A 20,357-nucleotide genomic window follows, 5' to 3' on the forward strand; every position below is an offset into this window, starting at 1 on the left:
CAGGCGACATCAATCCATTAACGGAGAATCTTATGCGTCGTCAATTGCTGCGTATCACAGCATTTAGCCTGGGCCTGTTATCCACACCGCTGGCATGCTGGGCGGGATCAGGCGATGCATCATCAACTGGCTCGATCAACATCAGTATTAATAAAGAACTGTTATCAAAGAATGTCCAGATTGAAAACCGTAAAAGCGATCTCACGTATGCCTTGGTACGCACTGCAGCTGGTGCTGATTCTATTTTTTATTGCGCTGCATCCGAGATCCGCAGTGTGGATAAGCTGAAGTCGGGGCGCAATGCCGATTTTTTATGGTTTAAACAAAATGGTAAAACCTATCTGGTTCAGGATGCGGCGCTGTTAGCCAAGGCGAATGAAGCGCTTAAGGAGTTGGATCAAACCAGTCGCCAGATGAGTCAATTAGGACTGGAAATGGGGGCAGACGGCGTCAGCATGGGCGCATTAGGGATCAAGATGGCCGCCACCGTATTCCAGAGCGAGACTGCCAAAAAAATGGATGCGCTCGGTAAAAAGATGGATGAAATGGGTAAGCAAATGGACCAGCGCGGCAAGAGGATGGACGCTTTGGGCAAGCAGCAAGAGAATGTGGCAGGCGCCGCAGAACCAGCCATCCGCGGCATCTTGCAGGAAGCGGTTAGCACCGGCAAAGCCACTGCATTGTAATTAATGCCGGTAGTCGCGAGATCGCGGACTATGAAGACAGTCCGCGATTTTTATTTAAAGGCCCTGGGCGTGTTGCCCATCATCTCGCCCATGCGGACCGGGCCCGCAGGTTGCCATGCCGGGTTGAAGTCCGCCGTGTTTTCCGGGAATAGCAGAACTACGGTGGAGCCTAATAAGAAACGGCCCATTTCCTCGCCCTTTTTGAGGACGATGTTTTGATCTGTATAGCGCCATTCGCGGACTTGTCTGGTGCGAGGCGGATTCACGATGCCGTGCCATACCGTCGCCATGCTGCCGACTATCGTCGCACCCACCAGCGTCAGTACAAATGGACCGTGCGCCGATTCAAAGACGCATACGACGCGCTCGTTACGGGCAAATAAACCGGGGACGCCGCGAGCCGTGACGGGGTTGACTGAGAACAGATCGCCGGGAATATACATCATTCTGGTCAGGCGGCCATCGCAAGGCATGTGAATCCGGTGGTAATCGCGCGGACTCAGATAGATCGTGGCAAAGCTGCCTTTATTAAAATGTGCTGCCAACTCTTTATCACCGCCGACTAGCGCCGTGGCTGAGTAATCATGTCCCTTGGCTTGAAAAATCTGTCCCTGCGCAATTGGCCCGAACTGGCTAATCGCCCCGTCCACCGGACATACCAGATCGGCATTTGCCAATGGGCGTGCATCCGCGCGCAGAGCGCGGGTGAAAAATTCATTGAAGCTGGCATAGCTGGCGATATCGGGATTGGCGGCTTCGTTCATATCGACTTGATATTTGCCGACAAACCAGCGTATCAGTTTGGTCGTCAGATCGCCGGCTTTGGCATCCGCAATCAGGCTGCCGAATTCAGTCAGCGCTTTTTTCGGCATTAAATATTGAGGCAATACGGCGAGGCGATCGGACACGATAAATGATTCCATTAAATAAGTGGGAGGATTATAGCGGTGACTGAGCAGAATGTGAGAGGAAAGCGATGTACTCTTCACAATCAATGTCATGCCTTTGTATTGGATATGCTGCATGATGCGGCTAGTCAGAAGCGCATTGCCCTGATGGATATGTTTTGGCTAATTAGTTTTTAGCTAAAATCTATTGGATATTTAAAATTCATAGTGATATGCTTCGTTCCAATGTGGCTAAGTTAGTACTATTTTGGCCACTCTTTACACCATCATCCAGGAGAAATTAATGAAAACTGTAGGTCAAAAACTCGATGCATTCAGCGTACCGGCAGCTAAGCCAGGTTTTAACCATCATGAAGAAAACGGCGTATCCGCTTTTGAAACGATCACGGAAGCGTCTTTCCCAGGCAAATGGAAAATCATTTACTTTTATCCGAAAGATTTCACCTTCGTCTGCCCGACTGAGATCGTTGAATTCGCTAAATTGACCAAAGATTTCGCTGAACGCGATGCGGTTTTGCTGGGCGGCTCTACCGACAATGAATTCTGCAAATTGGCCTGGCGCCGTGAGCACAAGGACCTGGATAAACTGAATCACCACGCATTCGGCGATTCCACCGGCTCTCTGGTCGATATGCTGGGCGTCCGCGATGTCAGCGCTGGCGTTGCATTGCGCGCGACTTTCATCGTTGATCCAGACAATGTCATTCAGCACGTTTCTGTGAACAACCTGAATGTCGGCCGTAACCCGACCGAAATCCTGCGCATTCTGGATGGTCTGCAAACCGATGAATTGTGCCCATGCAATCGCACAGTTGGCGGCGCTACACTGTAAATTTGTCGAGGACATTATTGTGTCCGCGCAAATAACTGAAACCCGCTGCGGCGGGTTTTAAAATCACTGAATAATAGGAAAATACTATGGAATTTTTAAATTCAATTAAAGATCTTATTCCTGATTATGCGAAAGACATTCGCCTGAACATCGACGGCACGATCGCCCGCTCCAGCCTGGAACCTGGTGTCGCGGTTGGTGCCGCATTGGCGGCAGCATTTGCGGCAAAAAGCAAGCCAATGATCGACGCCATCAAAGCGAGCGGGGCGCTTACCGAGCAAGAAATCAATGGCGCACTGACCGCCGCGTCCTTGATGGGAATGAACAATGCGTGGTATCCGTTTGTAGAAATGGCGGATGACGCCGATCTGAAAACCCAGGCGCCGCAACTTCGCATGAATGCGTATGCCACCAACGGCGGTGTCGATAAACGCAGTTTTGAAATCTTTGCCCTGGCCGCATCGATCGTCGGCAAATGTCATTTTTGCGTGAAAGCGCATTTTGAAACACTGCGTAAAGAAGGTTTGAGCACGACCCAATTACGGGATATCGGCCGTATCGCTGCCGTTATCAATGCCGCATCGCAGGTTATCGCCGCGGAGTAGCTTTTCCGCAAACCGCTTGGATGAATATTAGCAATGGCAGTCCATCGGGCTGCCATTTTTTTTGATGTTGACGATAATGTTGCGTGCTTCTTTACTTACCATCGCCACGATTGCCCACATTTAAGAAGGGGATTGCACCGCCGGTTGTAGTCGGTAAGCGGCCATCCCATTTCTCAATCGCTTTTGCCTGGTTCTCCGTTTCACGCAGGCGCAGTAATTCTGGCGTGACTTGCTGGCGCTGCAAAGCCAGGGCTTCCGCTTCAGCGCGGGCACGCGAGATTTTTTGTTTGGCTTCAACGTCAATACGCTGCAAGTCGCGTTCCGCTTTCATCTTTAATTGATCCGCCGTGGTTTTCGCCTCGATCGCTTCGTTAAAAGTTTTGCTGAAATTAAAATTCACGATAGAGAATTCATCGACTACCAGGCCGTGGCGCGCCATCCGTTCACGCAAGGCGAGCACGATTTCATCGCGCACTTGAGAGCGGCGTGAGATCAGTTCTTCTGCGGTAAAGCGTGCGGTGACGGCTTTCACCGCTTCTTGCACGCTGGGGATAATGATGCGTTCGCCGGCTTCATTGCCCAGGTCGCGATACACCGATACGACCGCATCGGGACGGATGTGATAGTTGATCGCGATCTTGGTGTGCACAGTTTGTAAATCTTTGGACGCCGCATCGCCGTCGCCTTCGCCTTTTTGAATGGCGACGGAGACTTTATGCATGGTCTGAGCGATAGGCCAGACCAAGTGGATGCCTTCGCTATAGACCTCTTCCGAGGGTTTGCCGAAGGTCGTCAACACGCCGCGATAACCCGCCGGGATCGTGGCGAAAGGCGAGAGCGCAAACAGGAGCAACAGGATGACGATGAACGCAATAATTTTTGGCAGTTTCTGTGCAAGCATGATGGTTTTACCTTGTTGTTTGAATAAAAACAAAGCAAGTGTAGGTGCTGGTACATGTTTGTGCCAGTGGATTCTAGCGGTAATCGCTGAGTCAATTCACCATTACGATTACTCCGTCATGCGCTGGCATTGCTACACGGGATGCCAGGCATCAAGCCAGGTCAGGCGATGTGATCTGAGGCAGATTTTGTGGAGGACTCTTCGATTGCCGATGATTTGCGTGAACCTGAACTCGGCTCCTGATACATCCATGGCAGCATGAACTTGGTCATCTCAGACGCCGCATGCACCGGCGATTTGGCCTGATGGGCGACGGCGCTGCAAATTGCTTCAATCAGGCACAGCGCCGCACCTTCAGAATTAGGCGACAACTGGCGGCGCGTCTGGGCGTACAAAGTCAGATTGGCAATCGAAGCCAGCGGCGAACTTGGAGCATCGGTCAAGGCTAGAATCGGTACGCCTTTTTCGCGTACCTGTTGCAGCAGCGTGATCACATCCTCGGCATAGCGCGGGAAGGTAATGCCGATCACCAGATCGCGTTCGGTATATTTGAATAACTGACGAGCCACATGCGACGGTCCGCCGGAGCCTATCGTCGATTGTATGGTCTGGCAAAACGGATCGAGTCCATGCGCCATCAATCCGCCGAGGAAGGCGCTCGCACCGTAGCCGACGATATAAATGCGCTCGGCATTCAAAATCATCTTGACGGCCTGATTGCAGACCTCAGGCACCAGAGAGCGGCGCGTGGCTTCCAGATTGTTGAGATCTTCGTTGAGCGAACCGGCGATGATCTCGGTGCTGGTTGCCGGACGTTGCACTTCGCTGCGCAAGTTATCAATCGGTGCCAGCATCGCTTCAAAGCCGCACACCAATTCAGCACGAAACTGCGGGTAGCCTTCAAAGCCCAACGCACGGGCAAAACGATTGGCGGTAGCGACCGAGATGCCAACCGCATTCGCCAACTCATCGATCGACATCGTTGCTGAGCGGAATACATTCGATAACACGTAATCAGCAGTTTTTCTGTGCGCCTTGGACAAGTGCATGTACACCTTGCCGATGCGGGTATTAACCGTACCACCCAGCGCTTGGTTATCGAATCGATTCATAATCGGCGGTTATCTAAAGGGAGTGAAGAGGATTAACTGGCAAATAAAATGTAAATATAATTTCATCGTACTAAATTGTAAAGAAATAAAATGCTTCAAAAAGTTGCTGAAATTTTATGCAGCATGGATTCTTGCATTTTGTTTCATCAAAATCGAATGAAATTGGGTAATGGCAAAGAATATCGGGTTTCTATCGGGTTTTATTTTGAAATACCCTCTTATTGCTCAATTTTGTTAGTAAAACGATGAGAAATTCCAATCTTACGCTACTTGATGCAAGATCGATATTTTGTATATACCCCTATCCAGTATATTTTAAATTCGCAATAAAAATATGCCGGATAAAGGATGTTTTGTATAAAAACAGGGGGAGTATATTTATTTGATCGGATGGAACGAGGCCGCTTGCGCCAGCGGCCAGTAGGTCGCGAATACTTCGGGCAGCTGGTTGAGCTGACCGGCATCCAGCAGCGCACCCGGATCCAGATACGGCAGCAGGCTGGATACCAGCTTGACCTGGTTGCCCGATACCCGCCGTACCAGATGATAAGGTTTGAGTTCTTCCGGGTGCTTTAAGCCGGTTGCCGCGATCAGTTCGGCTAGCGCCTTCAAGGTATTTTGATGAAAATGCGCAACCCGCTCCGCTTTGTCCGGTATAAACAGCGCACGCTGGCGCAGCGGGTCCTGGGTTGCCACGCCGGTCGGGCATTTGCCGGTATGACAGCTTTGCGATTGAATGCAGCCCAGCGCAAACATGAAGCCGCGTGCCGAATTGCACCAGTCGGCACCGAGCGCCAGAGTGCGGGCGATATCGAATGCGGTGATGATCTTGCCGGAAGCGCCGATTTTCACCTTATCGCGCAAATTGGTGCCGACCAACGCGTTATGCACCAGTAACAAGGCTTCCTGCAAAGGCACCCCGACATGGTCGGTGAACTCGACCGGCGCCGCACCGGTACCGCCTTCGGCACCGTCGACCACGATAAAATCAGGCGTGATGCCGGTAGCCAGCATGGCTTTGACTATCCCGAAAAATTCCCAGGGATGACCCACCGCAAATTTAAATCCGGTCGGTTTGCCGCCGGACAGACGGCGTAATTTATCAATGAATTGCAGCATCTCTATCGGTGTGGAAAATGCCGAATGCGAGGCCGGTGAGACGCAATCCACACCCGCCGGGACACCGCGTGCGGCGGCGATTTCTATCGTGACTTTGGCGCCGGGCAGCAAGCCGCCGTGACCGGGTTTGGCCCCTTGCGATAATTTCAGCTCGATCATTTTGACTTGCGGCAGCGTAGCGCTGGCGACAAAGCGTTCTTCCGAAAAATTGCCATCGGTAGTGCGGCAGCCGAAATAGCCGGAACCGATTTCCCATACCAGATCGCCGCCGGGTTCATCGCCATTTTCAGGTTGGTGATAACGGCTGATACTGCCTTCGCCGGTGTCGTGCATGAAGCGGCCTTTTTGCGCACCCTGGTTCAGGGCGCGGATCGCATTCGCCGATAAGGCGCCAAAACTCATCGCCGAGATATTAAACACGCTGGCAGAATAAGGCTGGGCGCGCCCGGCACCGATGGTGATGCGGAAATCGTGCTTATCTACCTTGCTCGGCGTGATCGAGTGGTTGATCCACTCATAACCGGATTGGTACAAATCAAGCTGGGTGCCGAACGGACGCTTATCCAATTCCTGCTTGGCGCGTTGATACACAATCGAACGCTGATTGCGCGAGAAAGGATTGGCGGCGGTATCTTCTTCTAAAAAATACTGGCGTATCTCGGGGCGGATCGATTCAAAGAAAAACCGGAAATGCGCGATGATGGGATAGTTGCGCAAGATAGAGCGTTTGGTTTGCAGCAGGTCAGCAACACCAAGCGCCGTCAAACCACCGGAGAGTGCCACCAGCCACCAGCCCGCGTGGAACAGAAATCCTATGAACATCGACAACAAAAACACAAAGCTGGCAATGATCAGGGTCAGGTAACGCGCAACATGCATGGTGTTCTCCGTTGATGGGCCAATCGGAGTGTACAACGACGTAGGCGAATCCAGCTAGTCCGACATACGGCGATGCTTTCGAAGCAGTGTCCGGTAGCTTAGCCGTATCGGAATAAGTGCGAGTATAAAAACCAACCCGCAAGCCGGGTGCGCCTGTTGGCACGAAATGCCTCTGAAAGCCGCATCCAGACTGCGGGTGGGATATCAATGACGTAAGCAGTTTTCTGTTTTGCCTAAGTTCTACCTAACAAAAAGTGCGCGCGTCTTGCCCGCATCTGGCCGGCATGCACGCTCTCCAGGGTCAAGCGCCGGCTAAGTGTAGAAGCGTGGCAGATGAATGCCCGGGACTATCCCGAATGCCGACAAAATAATGGCGATCAACAGAATGATGAAGAGTACCCGGACGATCTGCGCTACCGGAGAGGGCAAGGGCAACATGCCTACCAGCCACCAAATCAGACCGAAGACAACCAGATAAATAATAAGGTTGATGATCATGCTCATAGGTTTCTTTTTCCTGTTTTTAAAATATTGTGCTTACCATTAAAAGCAGGAATCCTACTTAGAGGATCCCTGCTTGCACCATGAACCGGAAATATCACTTTCCGGCCACGGGCTTACTTAGGTACAACAATGACTGTGTCGCCTGTTTTGCCCGGAGTACCTGGCTCGCCTTTGGCGCCATCATAGCCAGGCATACCTTGTGCGCCAGGAGTTCCCGCAGGACCGGCAGCCCCGGCGGATGCCGGCGCACCTGTCGCGCCAGAGGCGCCGGTAGCACCGGTAGCACCAGCAGGACCAGGAACCGGTACAGGAACAGGAACGGCAACCGGAGTTTGCACAACAACCGGTTGAGTTGGACGATCGCAGGCAGACAACGCTACTGAGCCAATAAGTGCCAGCAACAGAATCGAAAATTTCATGATAAATCCCTCAATTTAAAAATACAGTGGAAGCAAAGATTTCCGTGGAAGAGTCAAACTACAGCCGACGCCGCAACGGAATTTATTCACTACAGATGGTGTTGGCAGATCACCGGAGAATGTGAGCGTGAACTCTCACTCATCAAATCCGGTCATACAGACAATGCGTAGCATGCGCTGATAATCTTTTGAGCTCTGTTGGTTAGCGAACATATCGAAACTAACTTTTGGCTTATATTGATCAAACCGGTAATAAAGAGTGATGGTTGTAGTTTGTTTGAATTGGAATTCGATTGATCCCGCTGCCGAGAGGTATGCGGGATTTTTTTGTGTTAAAAGGATGTGAGCCAGGAACAGCGAGGCCGGTTGTTGCAGATAAGTTGCAGGAAAGTTACGGAAATTTTGATGCCGGAGTTGGCAGCCAGGTGTTGCACCACGAATAAGCCCGCCAGCGAGATCGCCATCTTTGAGCTATGTGTTTTTATTATGACTTGCGCAAAACGACAAACTGCTTACCATAATTCAGATTGAAACCGCATGCTAGATGCGGCTTTCAGAGGCATTTCATGCCAGCAGGCGCACCCAGCTTGCGGGTTCGTTTTTATGCTCACATTTCATGGAGCCAGTTTCCCTTGCTTTTTCTCTGTGTCTCGGCGGTGAGAATTTTTTGGTTTTTGCGTAAGACCTATTCATAAATCTGTTTGACTGAATGCGGATTTAAGCCGTCTATTTTTCTTACTTAACTTGCCGTCGCACTGCTGATAATCCCACCGCCCAGACACACCTCGCCGTCATACAAGACCGCCGATTGGCCCGGCGTCACCGCCCATTGCGCCACATCGAAATTCAATGCGAAGCGGTCGTCTTGGGTTTGTAAGGTGCAGGCGATATCTGCCTGGCGATAGCGGGTTTTGGCCGAGAGCTGCATTTGGCTGGGCGCATGTCCGGCGATCCAGCTATTTTGCCCGGCTTCCAGTGCCGAAGACAGCAGCCAGGGGTGATCATGCCCTTGCACCACATACAGCGTATTGTTGACAATGTCTTTCTTCGCCACATACCAGGCATCGCTGCTGCCATCGGCATTTTGATGCGATTTGATGCCGCCGATGCCGATGCCTTTGCGCTGACCCAGTGTGTAAAAACTCAGGCCGACATGTTGGCCGACGATCTCGCCTTCCGGTGTTTTCATGTCGCCGGGTTGATAAGACAGGTAACGATTTAAGAATTCACGGAAAGGGCGCTCGCCGATAAAGCAGATGCCGGTCGAATCTTTTTTCTTGGCATTCGGCAGTTGCAGTTGTTCGGCGATGTTACGTACCTCGGTTTTTTGAATTTCACCGAGAGGGAACAAGGTCTTGCAGAGTTGCGCCTGATTCAGGCGATGCAGAAAATAGCTTTGATCTTTGCTGGCGTCGAGTGCTTTGAGCAATTGGAATTCGCCGTTGACCTCGCGCACGCGGGCGTAGTGACCGGTGGCGATGTAGTCGGCCCCGAGCTTCATCGCATGATCCAGGAAGGCTTTGAATTTGATCTCTGCATTGCACAGCACGTCGGGATTCGGCGTGCGGCCGGCCTGGTATTCGCGCAGAAATTCGGCAAACACGCGGTCTTTGTATTCCGCTGCGAAATTCACCGCTTCGATATCGACGCCGACTACATCCGCCACGCTGACGGCATCGATCCAGTCTTCGCGGGTCGAACAATATTCGGAGTCGTCGTCATCTTCCCAGTTCTTCATGAACAGGCCGATGACTTCATAGCCCTGTTCTTTGAGCAGCCATGCTGAGACGGAGGAGTCGACGCCGCCTGACATGCCTATTACTACGCGTTTCTTTGTCATACAGTGCTTCTCTTTCTTATTCGTGGTCGTGCCTGGTTGCGCTTAATGCAGACGGATGCGTGTAGAGCAGGGACAGCGGTGCGCGTTGGCCCGCCAGATAGTCGTTCACACATTGCATGACCAGAGGGCTGCGATGGCGCGCTTGCGATGCCAGCAATTCTGCCTGGCTCATCCAAACCGTACGCAGGATGCCGTGATCGAGGGCGCGCTGATGCGCTGCGCCCAACTCCCCGGCAAATGCAAAGCGCAAATAGGTGACTTGTTCCCCCGTTTTGGGCGACACATAGCGCGACAGATAGGTGCCGATCAATCCTGTCGGCGTGAAGTCGTGCGCGGTTTCTTCCAGCGTTTCGCGGATCACTGCTTGCTGCAGGGTTTCGTCGGGATCAAGATGGCCGGCCGGCTGGTTGATGCGCACGCCGTCTTCAGTCTCTTCTTCTATCATTAAAAATCGCTCATCGCGCGCAATAATCGCGGCAACCGTGACCGAGGGTTTCCAAATTCTTGACATAGCTTCTTTCAATAAGTCCGGTATTTTACTTTGCCATCAAATATTGTGTGGCAAAGCAGCAAATCTGAGGCCGAATTAGCTAATGCAAATTTTATCTATGGGCGTCTTTCATCGCGGATTGGCACCGGCATTTTTGATGATAAAAGAGGCATTAAATTTGGCGCATTCTTGGATAAAGCCTTATTTCAAGCGGGTTTTCATGCTAGTGTAGCGAACGCAATTTGCTCGCTATTGGTGCGCAGGTGGCGGGATTGAATACGGTATTTTGTATAAAAATGCAAAAAATAGAACGGTTGTGCTAAAAAACATTTTGCGTGTAATATCGTTGTCGAATATCAAATGTAAGATTCGGGTAAGAATCCAGGCAGGGCTGACAAGAGGATCTGTGCAGGGTCGGGTCCTGACCCGTGCTACCAATTTAAAACAAGCAACCAAGGAGCAAACCTATGAGAATCGGCATCCCCGCCGAGTCACGGCCGGGCGAGACGCGTGTCGCGGCGACCCCAGAGACCATCAAGAAGTATGTGACTGCCAAGCACCAGGTCATCGTGCAATCCGGCGCCGGTATCGCGGCGAGTATTACGGATGAGGCGTATCAGGCCGCCGGTGCGCAAATCGGCACTGCAGCGGATGCCTTCGGCGCAGAACTGCTGTTAAAGGTCAGGGCGCCGAGTGCAGACGAACGAGCACTGATCAAATCCGGTACAGTTCTGGTCGGCATGCTCAACCCGTTTGATTCAGAGAATATTGCAGCCATGGCCGCACACGGCATTTCTGCATTCGCACTGGAAGCCGCTCCACGCATTACCCGCGCGCAGTCGCTGGACGTGCTCTCATCGCAAGCGAATATCGCCGGTTATAAAGCGGTGATGCTGGCGGCGAATACCTATCAGCGTTTCATGCCGATGTTGATGACGGCGGCGGGTACGGTCAAAGCCGCACGCGTCCTGATTATGGGCGTCGGCGTCGCCGGTCTGCAAGCGATTGCGACCGCTAAACGTCTGGGTGCAGTGATTGAAGCATCGGACGTCCGTCCGCCGGTTAAAGAGCAAGTCGAATCGCTGGGCGCAAAATTTATCGATGTCCCTTACGAGACCGATGAAGAACGTGAAATCGCCAAGGGCGTCGGCGGCTATGCGCGTCCGATGCCGGCCGCATGGATGGAGCGTCAGGCAGCCTTGGTGCATGAGCGCGCCAAGCAAGCCGATATCATCATCACGACTGCGCTGATCCCCGGTCGCAAGGCCCCGGTGTTGATTTCCGAAGACACCGTCAAGGCGATGAAGCCGGGTTCTGTGATTGTCGATATGGCGGTCGAGCAGGGTGGTAATTGCCCGTTGTCCGAGCTGAACAAAACGGTCACCAGATACGGCGTACATATTATCGGCGAACCGAACCTGGCCACGCTGGTGGCTGCCGACGCGTCTGCTTTGTACGCCCGCAACGTGCTGGATTTCTTAAAACTGATCATCGATAAAGATGCGGCTCTGGCGATCAATAAAGAAGATGAAATCGTCGCTGCAACACTGATGTGCGCAGGCGGCGAAGTCTTAAGAAAATAAGCTCATCACCCGTAATAAGGCTAAAAAATTTTAGCCAGGATTTTTAGTAAATGTAATTGAAAGAAGAACGACCATGCAAAGAAATATGCTCCGCGCCAAAATTCATCGCGCATCTGTGACCCAGTGCGATCTCCACTACGAAGGTTCGTGTGGCATCGATGAAAATCTGCTCGACGCTGCCGATATCAAGGAGCACGAACAGATTGAGCTTTATAACGTTAACAACGGCGAACGCTTCTCCACTTATGTCATCAAAGGCAAGCGTGGCAGCGGCGAAATCTCGTTGAACGGCGCAGCAGCGCGTCGGGTACAGCTCGGCGATTTGATGATCATCTGCACCTATGCCCCGATGAGCGATGAAGAGGCCAGCAACTTTAAGCCGAAAGTCGTCTTCGTCGATGGCAAGAATCAAATGACCAGCCTCAAAGAATATTAATCCCGACGGTTTACTTTGCATGTCTCACCCAAATAAAGAAGAGAGAGGACATCATGGAAGTTAGTCACACCCTCACCAACCTGATCATTTTTGTACTGGCGATTTATGTCGGTTACCACGTGGTCTGGACGGTTACCCCTGCATTGCATACGCCTTTGATGGCGGTGACCAATGCCATTTCCGCCATCATTATCGTGGGCGCGATGCTGGCTGCCGGCCTGACCGAAGGCCTGCTGGCGCAAGTCATGGGTACGGCGGCTGTCGCACTGGCGGCGGTCAATGTTTTCGGCGGATTCCTGGTCACTCAGCGCATGCTGGAGATGTTCAAGAAAAAAGAACCCAAAGCCAATGCTAACGCTGCTAAGGAGCCCAAATAATGAGTATGAATCTGGTCACGATGTTGTACCTGATCGCCTCAGTGTGTTTTATTCAGGCGCTTAAAGGTTTGTCGCATCCGTCGACGGCGCGACGCGGCAATACCTTTGGCATGATAGGCATGGCGATTGCGGTAGTGACGACGATCGCCCTGATCGTCAAGCTGAAAAATGAAGCCTTTGGTTCCAGCCTCGGTTATGGCTTGGTACTACTCGGCGTGGTCGTCGGCGGCGGTATCGGCGCGACCCTGGCGAAGCGCGTTGAGATGACCAAGATGCCTGAGCTGGTCGCTGCGATGCACTCATTGATCGGCCTGGCGGCAGTCTGTATCGCGGTATCCGTGGTTGCCGAGCCATGGATTTTCAATATCACGACGCGCGATGCGGCGATCCCTTTCGGTAATCGCCTGGAATTGTTTATCGGTACTTTTGTCGGCGCGATTACTTTCTCCGGTTCGGTGATCGCTTTCGGTAAATTATCGGGCAAGTACAAATTCCGCCTGTTCCAGGGCGCGCCGGTCAGCTTTCAGGGACAACATTTCCTGAACCTGATACTGGCGATTATGATGCTTGGTCTGGGTTTGATTTTTTGCTTCGCACCGGGTAACGCACCTGCCTGGCTGCCGTTCGTCTTGATGACAGCGATTGCTTTTATCCTAGGCGTCTTGATCATCATCCCTATCGGTGGCGCGGACATGCCGGTGGTGGTGTCGATGCTGAACAGTTATTCCGGCTGGGCCGCAGCGGGTATCGGCTTTTCACTGAATAACTCGATGCTGATTATTGCCGGTTCGCTGGTAGGTTCATCTGGCGCCATCTTGTCTTACATCATGTGCAAGGCGATGAACCGTTCTTTCTTCAACGTCTTACTCGGCGGTTTCGGCGGTACCCCGACGGAAGCCGCCGCAGGTGGGCAGGCGCAACGCAATGTGAAGTCAGGTTCTGCCGATGATGTCGCTTTCTTGCTGGGGAATGCCGAGACGGTCATCATCGTTCCTGGTTACGGTCTGGCAGTGGCACGCGCCCAGCATGCGCTGAAAGAACTGACCGAGAAATTGACCCACAAAGGCATCACCGTCAAATACGCGATTCACCCAGTGGCAGGCCGCATGCCTGGTCACATGAACGTGCTGCTGGCAGAAGCCGAAGTGCCGTATGACCAGGTATTCGAGATGGAGGACATCAACAGCGAATTCGGTCAGGCTGACGTGGTACTGGTGCTGGGTGCGAATGATGTGGTGAATCCTGCGGCGAAAGATCCTAAATCACCGATTGCCGGCATGCCGATTCTGGAAGCCTACAAAGCGAAAACGGTGATCGTCAACAAGCGTTCCATGGCCTCCGGCTATGCGGGTCTGGACAATGAATTGTTCTACATGGATAAAACCATGATGGTGTTCGGCGACGCGAAAAAAGTGATTGAAGATATGGTGAAAGCGGTTGAATAAACACTAGCATAAGCACTAGCTTCAGATCGCGCTAAAAACCACTCAGGCTTGAGTGGTTTTTCTATTTACGCCACCGATATTTCATCAGTAGTTAGAAATTAAAACGCAGATTCGCATGGCCGCTCAGTCATTAAACCTGACCGGTTGCATAAACCAGGCAAGGACACCCATGAGCAGCATGATCCCCGCCAGCCAGCTCAGATTGCGCCAGGGTTTGCCGCCGGTTTTGATGATGTCGAAACTCTCAATATAAACAGTTTCACAAGCACCGTTACCGGTATCTGTACGGGTGATGCTGGTGCCGCGCTTGAATGCAAAACCATGGTTGTGCGAGTATTCTGCGAGCTGACCGCGAAAGTGGATCTGGTCGCCAACTTGTACGCTGCGCATGATCTTTGCAAGTTGCGGACTATCGGTCAGCAAATGATTATTCGAGATTGCAGTCTGATCGAAAGCTGCAAAAGCGGCATTGGAGTCGGTACTGAAATTGCAGGTGAACTGGCCGCTGGAAAAATCGATATCCGCATACGACCCGCTGCGTACGTTATTGCCCCAGACTACGCAGAGGTCAACGATGTTCAGCTTGTCATTCCATTCGCGATGCAAGTAATCCCACCAGGTATTGGCATCATGTTTGCTGACTACCAAGCCGGTTAATTCATACTGGTATAGCGGCTGAACCTGGTAAGTGATGCCATTTGATTCTACGGAAAATGCGGCTTGTTTCAGCGGTATTTGAACCGGTTCTTCAAGCAATGACGCAGAGAGTTCGCTTGTCGGCGGTAAGGCGTGCATGCGCCAGAGCGAGACGCATAGCAAGATGAGGCTGGCAATCACCATCCATTTCAGCAGGCGTCGGATCATGATTGTCCAAGCAGTATCTGTGACAGATCGGCTGAGAATGAATCGGGCTCGATTTTATTCCGCCATCACTTGCTTATATACCGGTCCCCATTGCGGGTGGCCGACTTCACTTTTATTTAATTCGAAACTCGGGTCCGCCATCCGCGCCGAGCGGAATGCCTGCTTGCATGCCTCGATCCGGGCGCTGGTACAGAAAATGAAGGCAAGATATTTATGTGCGAGTGCGGCGTCTTTCTTGACGGTGAAGCCGGAACTGAGCGCCAGGGTCAAGGATTTTTCTGCCTCTGTATATTGGGCATCTTCATATGAACGTATGCCGGACAGCAAAGCTTTTTCACCTGGCCGGGCGGATAAATCGGATAGGCCAACCTGCGTTTCCGGTGCGGCACAGCCGGCCAGGATTACTATCAATCCTATGGTGCTTGCCATTGCACTCAGGGAGGTTTTACGCTGGCCGGTCGGCGTATTGGCCCAACGAATTTCCTGTCTATTCGGCGGCGATGCATGCGGTGACGATTGCTTAAAATCTGTGGCCAACTTTATTCTCCTTATCTGCGCTGACTTCAATATTGACGGAATAGCTATCGTCGCCATTGCGGAATTCAATTTTATGCCTGCCAACGGCTAGATTTAACCTGGTCAGCGGTGGCGCTACTCCTTTGGCCTCGCCGTCGACATACACCTCACCCCAGGGCGAAACGGCGATTTGCACGGCACCAACTACCAGAGGGGCGGATGGTGCGGTAGCAGTCGCTGATGTCTTGGTTTTTTGCTGAGGCTTCGCTGCTACTGCATCGGTCTTGGCCTTTTTTTCCGGTGCAGTAACGGATGTAAGCGGCAAGTTGATAATTTCTTCTGAATCTTCTTTGACCGAGCTGCTAGCCGCGACGACAGAGTTTTCTGCTGCTGCCGGAGCTGGCAGCGGCGTGGTACTTGTCTCAACTGGTGTGACGCCAGTCGCGACGATTTGAGGTGCCGGGCGCATCCAGGACCATGCACCCACCGCGATTGCTATCGTTAGACCAACGGCAATCAGCGCATGATTGATGCCTAGCTTTTTCTGCTCATTTTTCCTGCGGCGATCACCTGTCGAATTTGCCGCCGCGAGTTCTTTTTCTGCCCCGGGCTGCTGGATTTTCGCAATGATGCGGTCCGCTCTTTCCTTGGATAAAAAGCGATTCAAATCATTCGCCATATCCGATGCGCGGGCATAGCGATCAGCCGGTTTTTTTGCCAGCGCCTTGGCTGCAATGCGTGCCAGGCGCAAGGGCACATCGGTACGTATTTCTTGTGGCGGGATCGCCGGATCATGGGCAATTGCATGCAAAATCTGCTTGATACTGTCGCCCTTGAACGGCAGTTCGCCGCAAAGTAGCTGGTACAGTACGACGCCAAGAGAGAAGATGTCCGTGCGGGCATCAACCGATTCTCCGCGGGTCTGTTCTGGCGACATGTAATTCGGGGTGCCTAGCAGGCGTTGTTCAGAAAGATGGTCGTGACCCAGCGTGGCATCTCCATCCGACAATTGGCGGGAAGCGCTGGCAATCCCGAAATCCAGCACTTTAGGTGTCGCGCTGCCTGTAATAAAAATGTTGGCTGGTTTAATGTCGCGATGGATGACGCCGTGTTCATGGGCATAATCGAGCGCATTCGCGGTACGGGCAATCATGTCGGCAATTTGCTTGTAGCTGAATTGATGACCGCCGGTCATTAAATCGCGCAGCTCTTTGCCTTCCAGATATTCCATGACGATGTAGAGCAAATCTCCCTCTTTGTCGGCGTCATATACCGTCACAATATTCGGATGATTCAGGCGACCGGCAGCGCGTGCTTCCTGGATGAAGTGTTTCTCAAATAATTGGCGCTGATTCGACGGTAATTGCGGGTTCAGGATCTTGATCGCAACTTTGCGACCGATGAGAGGATCGCGAAACAGGTACACGATACCGACTGAGCCTTGCCCGATCTCACTCTCAAATACGAAGCGCCCAATACGCCCCTTAGGGACAGGATTGGCATGTGGCAGGGGAGTGCGTAAAGTATCGGCGGTCATGCCTTAGCATAACGCCAAAACAACTTTACTTCCAGCGATGAAACGAAATATGCGGGTGATTTGTGGCTTAATTTGTAAGCGTCTGAAATTTCTTGTGATCCGTGTGCCGACTGTTAAAACCTAAGGCGGAAACAAGCAGGGAGTAATAAGAATAGGACTTACGCAAAAAAACGCTTGCCGCGATCTGGCATTGAGCCCGCAGGCTGCATGCGGCTTTCCGGGCCATTTCGTGCCGGCAGGCGCATCCAGCTTGCGGGTTCGTTTCATATCGGCATTCCATGGAGTTGCTTACTCTGGTTCTTCCTCTGTGTCTCGGTGCCTTGGTAGTGAGAGGTTTTGGTTTTTGTGTAAATCCTAAAAAATAAGCCGCATGCAGGAACATGCGGCTAACTCTGCTTATTGATGACAACTTGCAGGGATTTTTGTCAGCTAGGACATCACATTCTGACCAAGGTGGATTTGCCAAATAGACTCTCGATCAGGTCAACGGCTAATACCGCAGTCTGGTTGCGTATATCGAGAGCCGGGTTCAGTTCTACCAGATCGAGTGAAGCCAGGCGGCCGCTATCGGCGATCATTTCCATGCACAATTGTGCCTCGCGATAAGTCGGGCCGCCCAATACCGCAGTCCCTACGCCTGGCGCGATATCCGGATCCAGACAATCCATGTCGAAACTCACGTGCAGATGGGTGTTTTCATCCAGGCCTTCGAGCGCGCTATTCATGACGCTGCGCATGCCATGTTCATCGATATAACGCATGTCGAATACTTGCATACCCATTTCATGGATGAATTTTTTCTCGCCGGCATCGACGCTGCGTATGCCTATCATGCGAATCTGGTCGGGCGACATTGCCGGTGAATGGCCGGCATAATGAATCAGTTGCTCAGGACCATGACCCATCAGGCAGGCGACCGGCATGCCGTGGATATTGCCGGTCGGGCTAATTGTCGATAAGTTACTGTCGGCGTGCGCATCGAACCACAAGACGCGCAGCTTCTTGCCATTCTTTTTGCAATGCTTGGCAATCGCGCTGATCGAGCCGATGGCTAAACAATGATCGCCGCCCAGCATCATCGGCATGTGACCATCGTTGAGCGCCTGATCGACCGCATCAAATACCGCCTGATTCCAGTCAATCGCTTCTTTCAAATGACGCAAACCATTTACCGGCTGTTGCCAGGGATTGGCGGGACCATGCAAATTGCCGCGGTCAACGACGCGCAATTGCCTGGCTTCCAGCGCTTCTACTAAACCAGCGACGCGCAATGCGTCGGGACCCATGCCCGCACCTTTGACACTTGCTCCAACGTCGGTTGGAGCTCCAATTAAGGAAATGGTTTTCATTCGGTTATTCGTTAAAATTTAAGCGTTTATCGGTACAGCTGTTTTTGTTGTCATCGTGCTTGACGCGGCCGTCGATGATTGATCCACTGCCATGCCAAACAAATCTTTAGGATTCAGTAATTCCGGTATCAGGTCCAAGATCGGAGAGCTCTTTTGCATGACGTATTTTTCCAGATAACGCATGGCAGAAAAGTCTTCTAATGCAAAGCCAACCGAATCGAAGACGGTGACTTGTTTTTCGCTATGACGTCCTGCTGCACGGCCTGCCAGGACTTGCCACAATTCTGTGACAGCAAAATCTGCCGGCATTTGTTGCAGTTCGCCTTCGATACGACTTTGAGGCTCATATTCGACGACGACATGGGCATGTTTCAGGATATCTGCATGTAATTCGGTCTTGCCCGGGCAGTCGCCACCGACACCGTTGATATGCATGCCGTCGCCTATCATTTCAGGCAATAAAATCAAGGCATTGGTCTTGTCCGCAGTGACGGTTGTGACGATGTCGGCACCTTGGACGGCCTCTGCCGTTGATCCAGCGCGAATAATACGCAAATTTGGATAAGCGCGCAGGTTCCTGATCAATTTATCCGTGGCTGCCGGATCGACATCATACACGCGCAATTCTTGTATGCCGAGTAGGCAATGGAAGGCGATTGCCTGGAATTCACTCTGCGCACCATTGCCGATCAGGGCCATGCTGCGGCTGTCCGGGCGCGCCATGTATTTCGCCGCCAGCACCGAGGTGGCGGCAGTACGGATGGCGGTAGTCAAGGTTAATTCCGACAAAAGCTTGGGATATCCTGTATCCACATCCGCCAATACGCCGAATGCTGTGACTGTCAGCAAGCCTTCCTGGGTATTTTTAGGATGTCCATTGACGTATTTGAATGAATATTGAGTGCCGTCAGAGATAGGCATTAATTCGATCACGCCAACATCCGAGTGGCTGGCCACGCGTGCGCATTTGTCGAATTGACTCCAGCGTAAATAATCTTCCTTGATCATGTCAGATAAGCGTGCAATCGCTGTTTCTACACTGACTTTTTTCAGGTGGGTTTGCATTTCCTGTGTGCCGATGAAGGTCACCATGATGTTCTCCGTTGATTTTTTGGGATGCTGCCAGAACAGATTCGTGGCGATTTCTGCGCCTGAATCATTGCATGTCCTGTTATAAATTGTAGCGAATTGGCCGGAAATTAGATTTCTAAATAGAATATATAAAACAAATATTATGAAATATAATTTCTAATTAAGTTAATTTAATGATTTAAATTTCTAATTTTAATTAAATCATAAAATTATTAAATTTATGAGGACGTTATGGATAACTATGATCGCAGCATATTGAAACATTTGCAGGACGACGGTCGCATGAGTAATTTGCAGTTGGCGGAACACATCCATCTGTCGCCGCCGCAAACCTTGCGCCGGGTTCGTACACTAGAAGAAAAGAAGGTCATCCGTGGCTATGTGGCGCAGGTGTCGGCCGAGGCGATTGGTCTTGGCGTGACGGCTTTTGTGAACTTATCGCTCGACCGGGAACAATTTCGTAATGTCCGTGAGGTCGAGCGCAACATCATGGCGTTTCCCGACATTATTGAATGCCACACGATTACCGGCGACTTTGACTATATCCTGAAGGTTGTGGCCCCCGATCTAAAGAGTCTCTCGCAGTTTTTGACGGACCGGTTGATGCAGGTGCCAGGCGTGGCTTCTTTACGTTCCATGATTTGCATGGAAGAGATTAAGCCGGTGAGTAGCTTACCGATTGCTTAGCCAGTTGTTGCGCTACATTTCTGTCCGCGCTAAAAACATAGATCAGACTGTCGCAAAGATCCGTGTCGCCGCTATTGCATCTTCGGTTTGATTTTGTGTGACTCTGTTGTCGTGACTGATAGTGGATATCGCCATCATGTTGAACGCTCGTCATGATGTCATATGGCGGCAACGGT

General features: G+C 51.7%; 21 protein-coding genes. 8 read left to right on the forward strand and 13 right to left on the reverse strand.

Annotated features, from left to right (window positions below; all coding sequences use genetic code 11):
- Positions 1–32: 32 nt before the first annotated feature.
- Entirely contained in the window at positions 33–686 is a 654-nt protein-coding gene (locus tag LPB67_RS01510; RefSeq protein WP_262835298.1) for a hypothetical protein, read from the forward strand.
- A 50-nt stretch (positions 687–736) separates the two neighbouring features.
- Here LPB67_RS01510 and asd read toward each other — a convergent pair whose 3' ends face one another.
- Positions 737–1,594 (reverse strand): archaetidylserine decarboxylase, encoded by an 858-nt coding sequence (gene asd / locus LPB67_RS01515; RefSeq protein WP_262835299.1) that lies wholly within the window; start codon positions 1,592–1,594, stop codon positions 737–739.
- A gap of 283 nt (positions 1,595–1,877) precedes the next feature.
- On the opposite strand from asd, the gene LPB67_RS01520 reads away from it, so the two are divergent.
- Entirely contained in the window at positions 1,878–2,426 is a 549-nt protein-coding gene (locus LPB67_RS01520) for a peroxiredoxin (protein ID WP_262835300.1), read from the forward strand.
- Positions 2,427–2,512: 86 nt separating this feature from the next.
- The gene (locus LPB67_RS01525; protein ID WP_262835301.1) at positions 2,513–3,031 is read left to right on the forward strand and encodes a carboxymuconolactone decarboxylase family protein; all 519 of its coding nucleotides are present in this window, start codon (positions 2,513–2,515) and stop codon (positions 3,029–3,031) included.
- Between the two features lie 91 nt (positions 3,032–3,122).
- On the opposite strand, the gene LPB67_RS01530 is transcribed toward LPB67_RS01525, so the two are convergent.
- The 7 genes from LPB67_RS01530 to LPB67_RS01560 all read right to left on the reverse strand — a co-directional run bounded on the left by LPB67_RS01530 (position 3,123) and on the right by LPB67_RS01560 (position 10,316).
- Entirely contained in the window at positions 3,123–3,932 is an 810-nt protein-coding gene (locus tag LPB67_RS01530) for a prohibitin family protein (RefSeq protein ID WP_262835302.1), read from the reverse strand.
- Between the two features lie 161 nt (positions 3,933–4,093).
- Positions 4,094–5,044: a MurR/RpiR family transcriptional regulator gene (locus LPB67_RS01535; protein WP_262835303.1), complete on the reverse strand. Its 951-nt coding sequence runs from the start codon at positions 5,042–5,044 to the stop codon at positions 4,094–4,096.
- A gap of 378 nt (positions 5,045–5,422) precedes the next feature.
- Positions 5,423–7,042: an FMN-binding glutamate synthase family protein gene (locus LPB67_RS01540; RefSeq protein ID WP_410482687.1), complete on the reverse strand. Its 1,620-nt coding sequence runs from the start codon at positions 7,040–7,042 to the stop codon at positions 5,423–5,425.
- A 312-nt stretch (positions 7,043–7,354) separates the two neighbouring features.
- Positions 7,355–7,546, reverse strand: a complete 192-nt coding sequence (locus tag LPB67_RS01545; protein ID WP_262835304.1) for a Thivi_2564 family membrane protein — start codon at positions 7,544–7,546, stop codon at positions 7,355–7,357.
- Between the two features lie 113 nt (positions 7,547–7,659).
- Positions 7,660–7,965, reverse strand: a complete 306-nt coding sequence (locus LPB67_RS01550; protein ID WP_262835305.1) for a collagen-like protein — start codon at positions 7,963–7,965, stop codon at positions 7,660–7,662.
- A 739-nt stretch (positions 7,966–8,704) separates the two neighbouring features.
- Complete coding sequence (gene mnmA / locus LPB67_RS01555) at positions 8,705–9,805, reverse strand: tRNA 2-thiouridine(34) synthase MnmA (protein WP_262835306.1); 1,101 nt, start codon at positions 9,803–9,805, stop codon at positions 8,705–8,707.
- 16 nt (positions 9,806–9,821) lie between these two features.
- A complete protein-coding gene (locus LPB67_RS01560) occupies positions 9,822–10,316 on the reverse strand; it encodes an NUDIX hydrolase (protein ID WP_262835307.1) in 495 nt (164 codons plus the stop codon).
- Between the two features lie 446 nt (positions 10,317–10,762).
- Here LPB67_RS01560 and LPB67_RS01565 point away from each other — a divergent pair, with 446 nt between their 5' ends.
- The 4 genes from LPB67_RS01565 to LPB67_RS01580 all read left to right on the forward strand — a co-directional run bounded on the left by LPB67_RS01565 (position 10,763) and on the right by LPB67_RS01580 (position 14,136).
- Positions 10,763–11,878: a Re/Si-specific NAD(P)(+) transhydrogenase subunit alpha gene (locus LPB67_RS01565; RefSeq protein WP_262835308.1), complete on the forward strand. Its 1,116-nt coding sequence runs from the start codon at positions 10,763–10,765 to the stop codon at positions 11,876–11,878.
- A 73-nt stretch (positions 11,879–11,951) separates the two neighbouring features.
- Positions 11,952–12,314: an aspartate 1-decarboxylase gene (gene panD, locus LPB67_RS01570; protein ID WP_262835309.1), complete on the forward strand. Its 363-nt coding sequence runs from the start codon at positions 11,952–11,954 to the stop codon at positions 12,312–12,314.
- A gap of 53 nt (positions 12,315–12,367) precedes the next feature.
- Positions 12,368–12,691: an NAD(P) transhydrogenase subunit alpha gene (locus LPB67_RS01575; RefSeq protein ID WP_262835310.1), complete on the forward strand. Its 324-nt coding sequence runs from the start codon at positions 12,368–12,370 to the stop codon at positions 12,689–12,691.
- Positions 12,691–14,136 carry an NAD(P)(+) transhydrogenase (Re/Si-specific) subunit beta gene (locus tag LPB67_RS01580; RefSeq protein WP_262835311.1) on the forward strand — a complete coding sequence of 482 codons (1,446 nt, stop codon included), beginning with the start codon at positions 12,691–12,693 and terminating at the stop codon, positions 14,134–14,136. The genes LPB67_RS01575 and LPB67_RS01580 overlap by 1 nt, the downstream gene beginning before the upstream one ends.
- Before the next feature lie 123 nt (positions 14,137–14,259).
- Here LPB67_RS01580 and LPB67_RS01585 read toward each other — a convergent pair whose 3' ends face one another.
- The 5 genes from LPB67_RS01585 to LPB67_RS01605 form a co-directional block, all read right to left on the reverse strand.
- Positions 14,260–15,000, reverse strand: a complete 741-nt coding sequence (locus LPB67_RS01585; protein ID WP_262835312.1) for a hypothetical protein — start codon at positions 14,998–15,000, stop codon at positions 14,260–14,262.
- A gap of 54 nt (positions 15,001–15,054) precedes the next feature.
- Positions 15,055–15,537 carry a TssQ family T6SS-associated lipoprotein gene (locus LPB67_RS01590; protein WP_262835313.1) on the reverse strand — a complete coding sequence of 161 codons (483 nt, stop codon included), beginning with the start codon at positions 15,535–15,537 and terminating at the stop codon, positions 15,055–15,057.
- The gene (locus LPB67_RS01595; RefSeq protein ID WP_262835314.1) at positions 15,521–17,053 is read right to left on the reverse strand and encodes a serine/threonine protein kinase; all 1,533 of its coding nucleotides are present in this window, start codon (positions 17,051–17,053) and stop codon (positions 15,521–15,523) included. Before LPB67_RS01595 ends, LPB67_RS01590 begins: the two co-directional genes overlap by 17 nt.
- Before the next feature lie 437 nt (positions 17,054–17,490).
- Positions 17,491–18,402: an arginase gene (gene rocF, locus LPB67_RS01600; protein WP_262835316.1), complete on the reverse strand. Its 912-nt coding sequence runs from the start codon at positions 18,400–18,402 to the stop codon at positions 17,491–17,493.
- An 18-nt stretch (positions 18,403–18,420) separates the two neighbouring features.
- Positions 18,421–19,494: an ornithine cyclodeaminase gene (locus LPB67_RS01605; RefSeq protein WP_262835317.1), complete on the reverse strand. Its 1,074-nt coding sequence runs from the start codon at positions 19,492–19,494 to the stop codon at positions 18,421–18,423.
- A gap of 231 nt (positions 19,495–19,725) precedes the next feature.
- Here LPB67_RS01605 and LPB67_RS01610 point away from each other — a divergent pair, with 231 nt between their 5' ends.
- Complete coding sequence (locus LPB67_RS01610; protein ID WP_262835318.1) at positions 19,726–20,181, forward strand: Lrp/AsnC family transcriptional regulator; 456 nt, start codon at positions 19,726–19,728, stop codon at positions 20,179–20,181.
- Positions 20,182–20,357: the final 176 nt, after the last annotated feature.

The sequence above is a fragment of the Undibacterium sp. Jales W-56 genome (assembly GCF_025548535.1).
Lineage (GTDB): Bacteria > Pseudomonadota > Gammaproteobacteria > Burkholderiales > Burkholderiaceae_D > Undibacterium.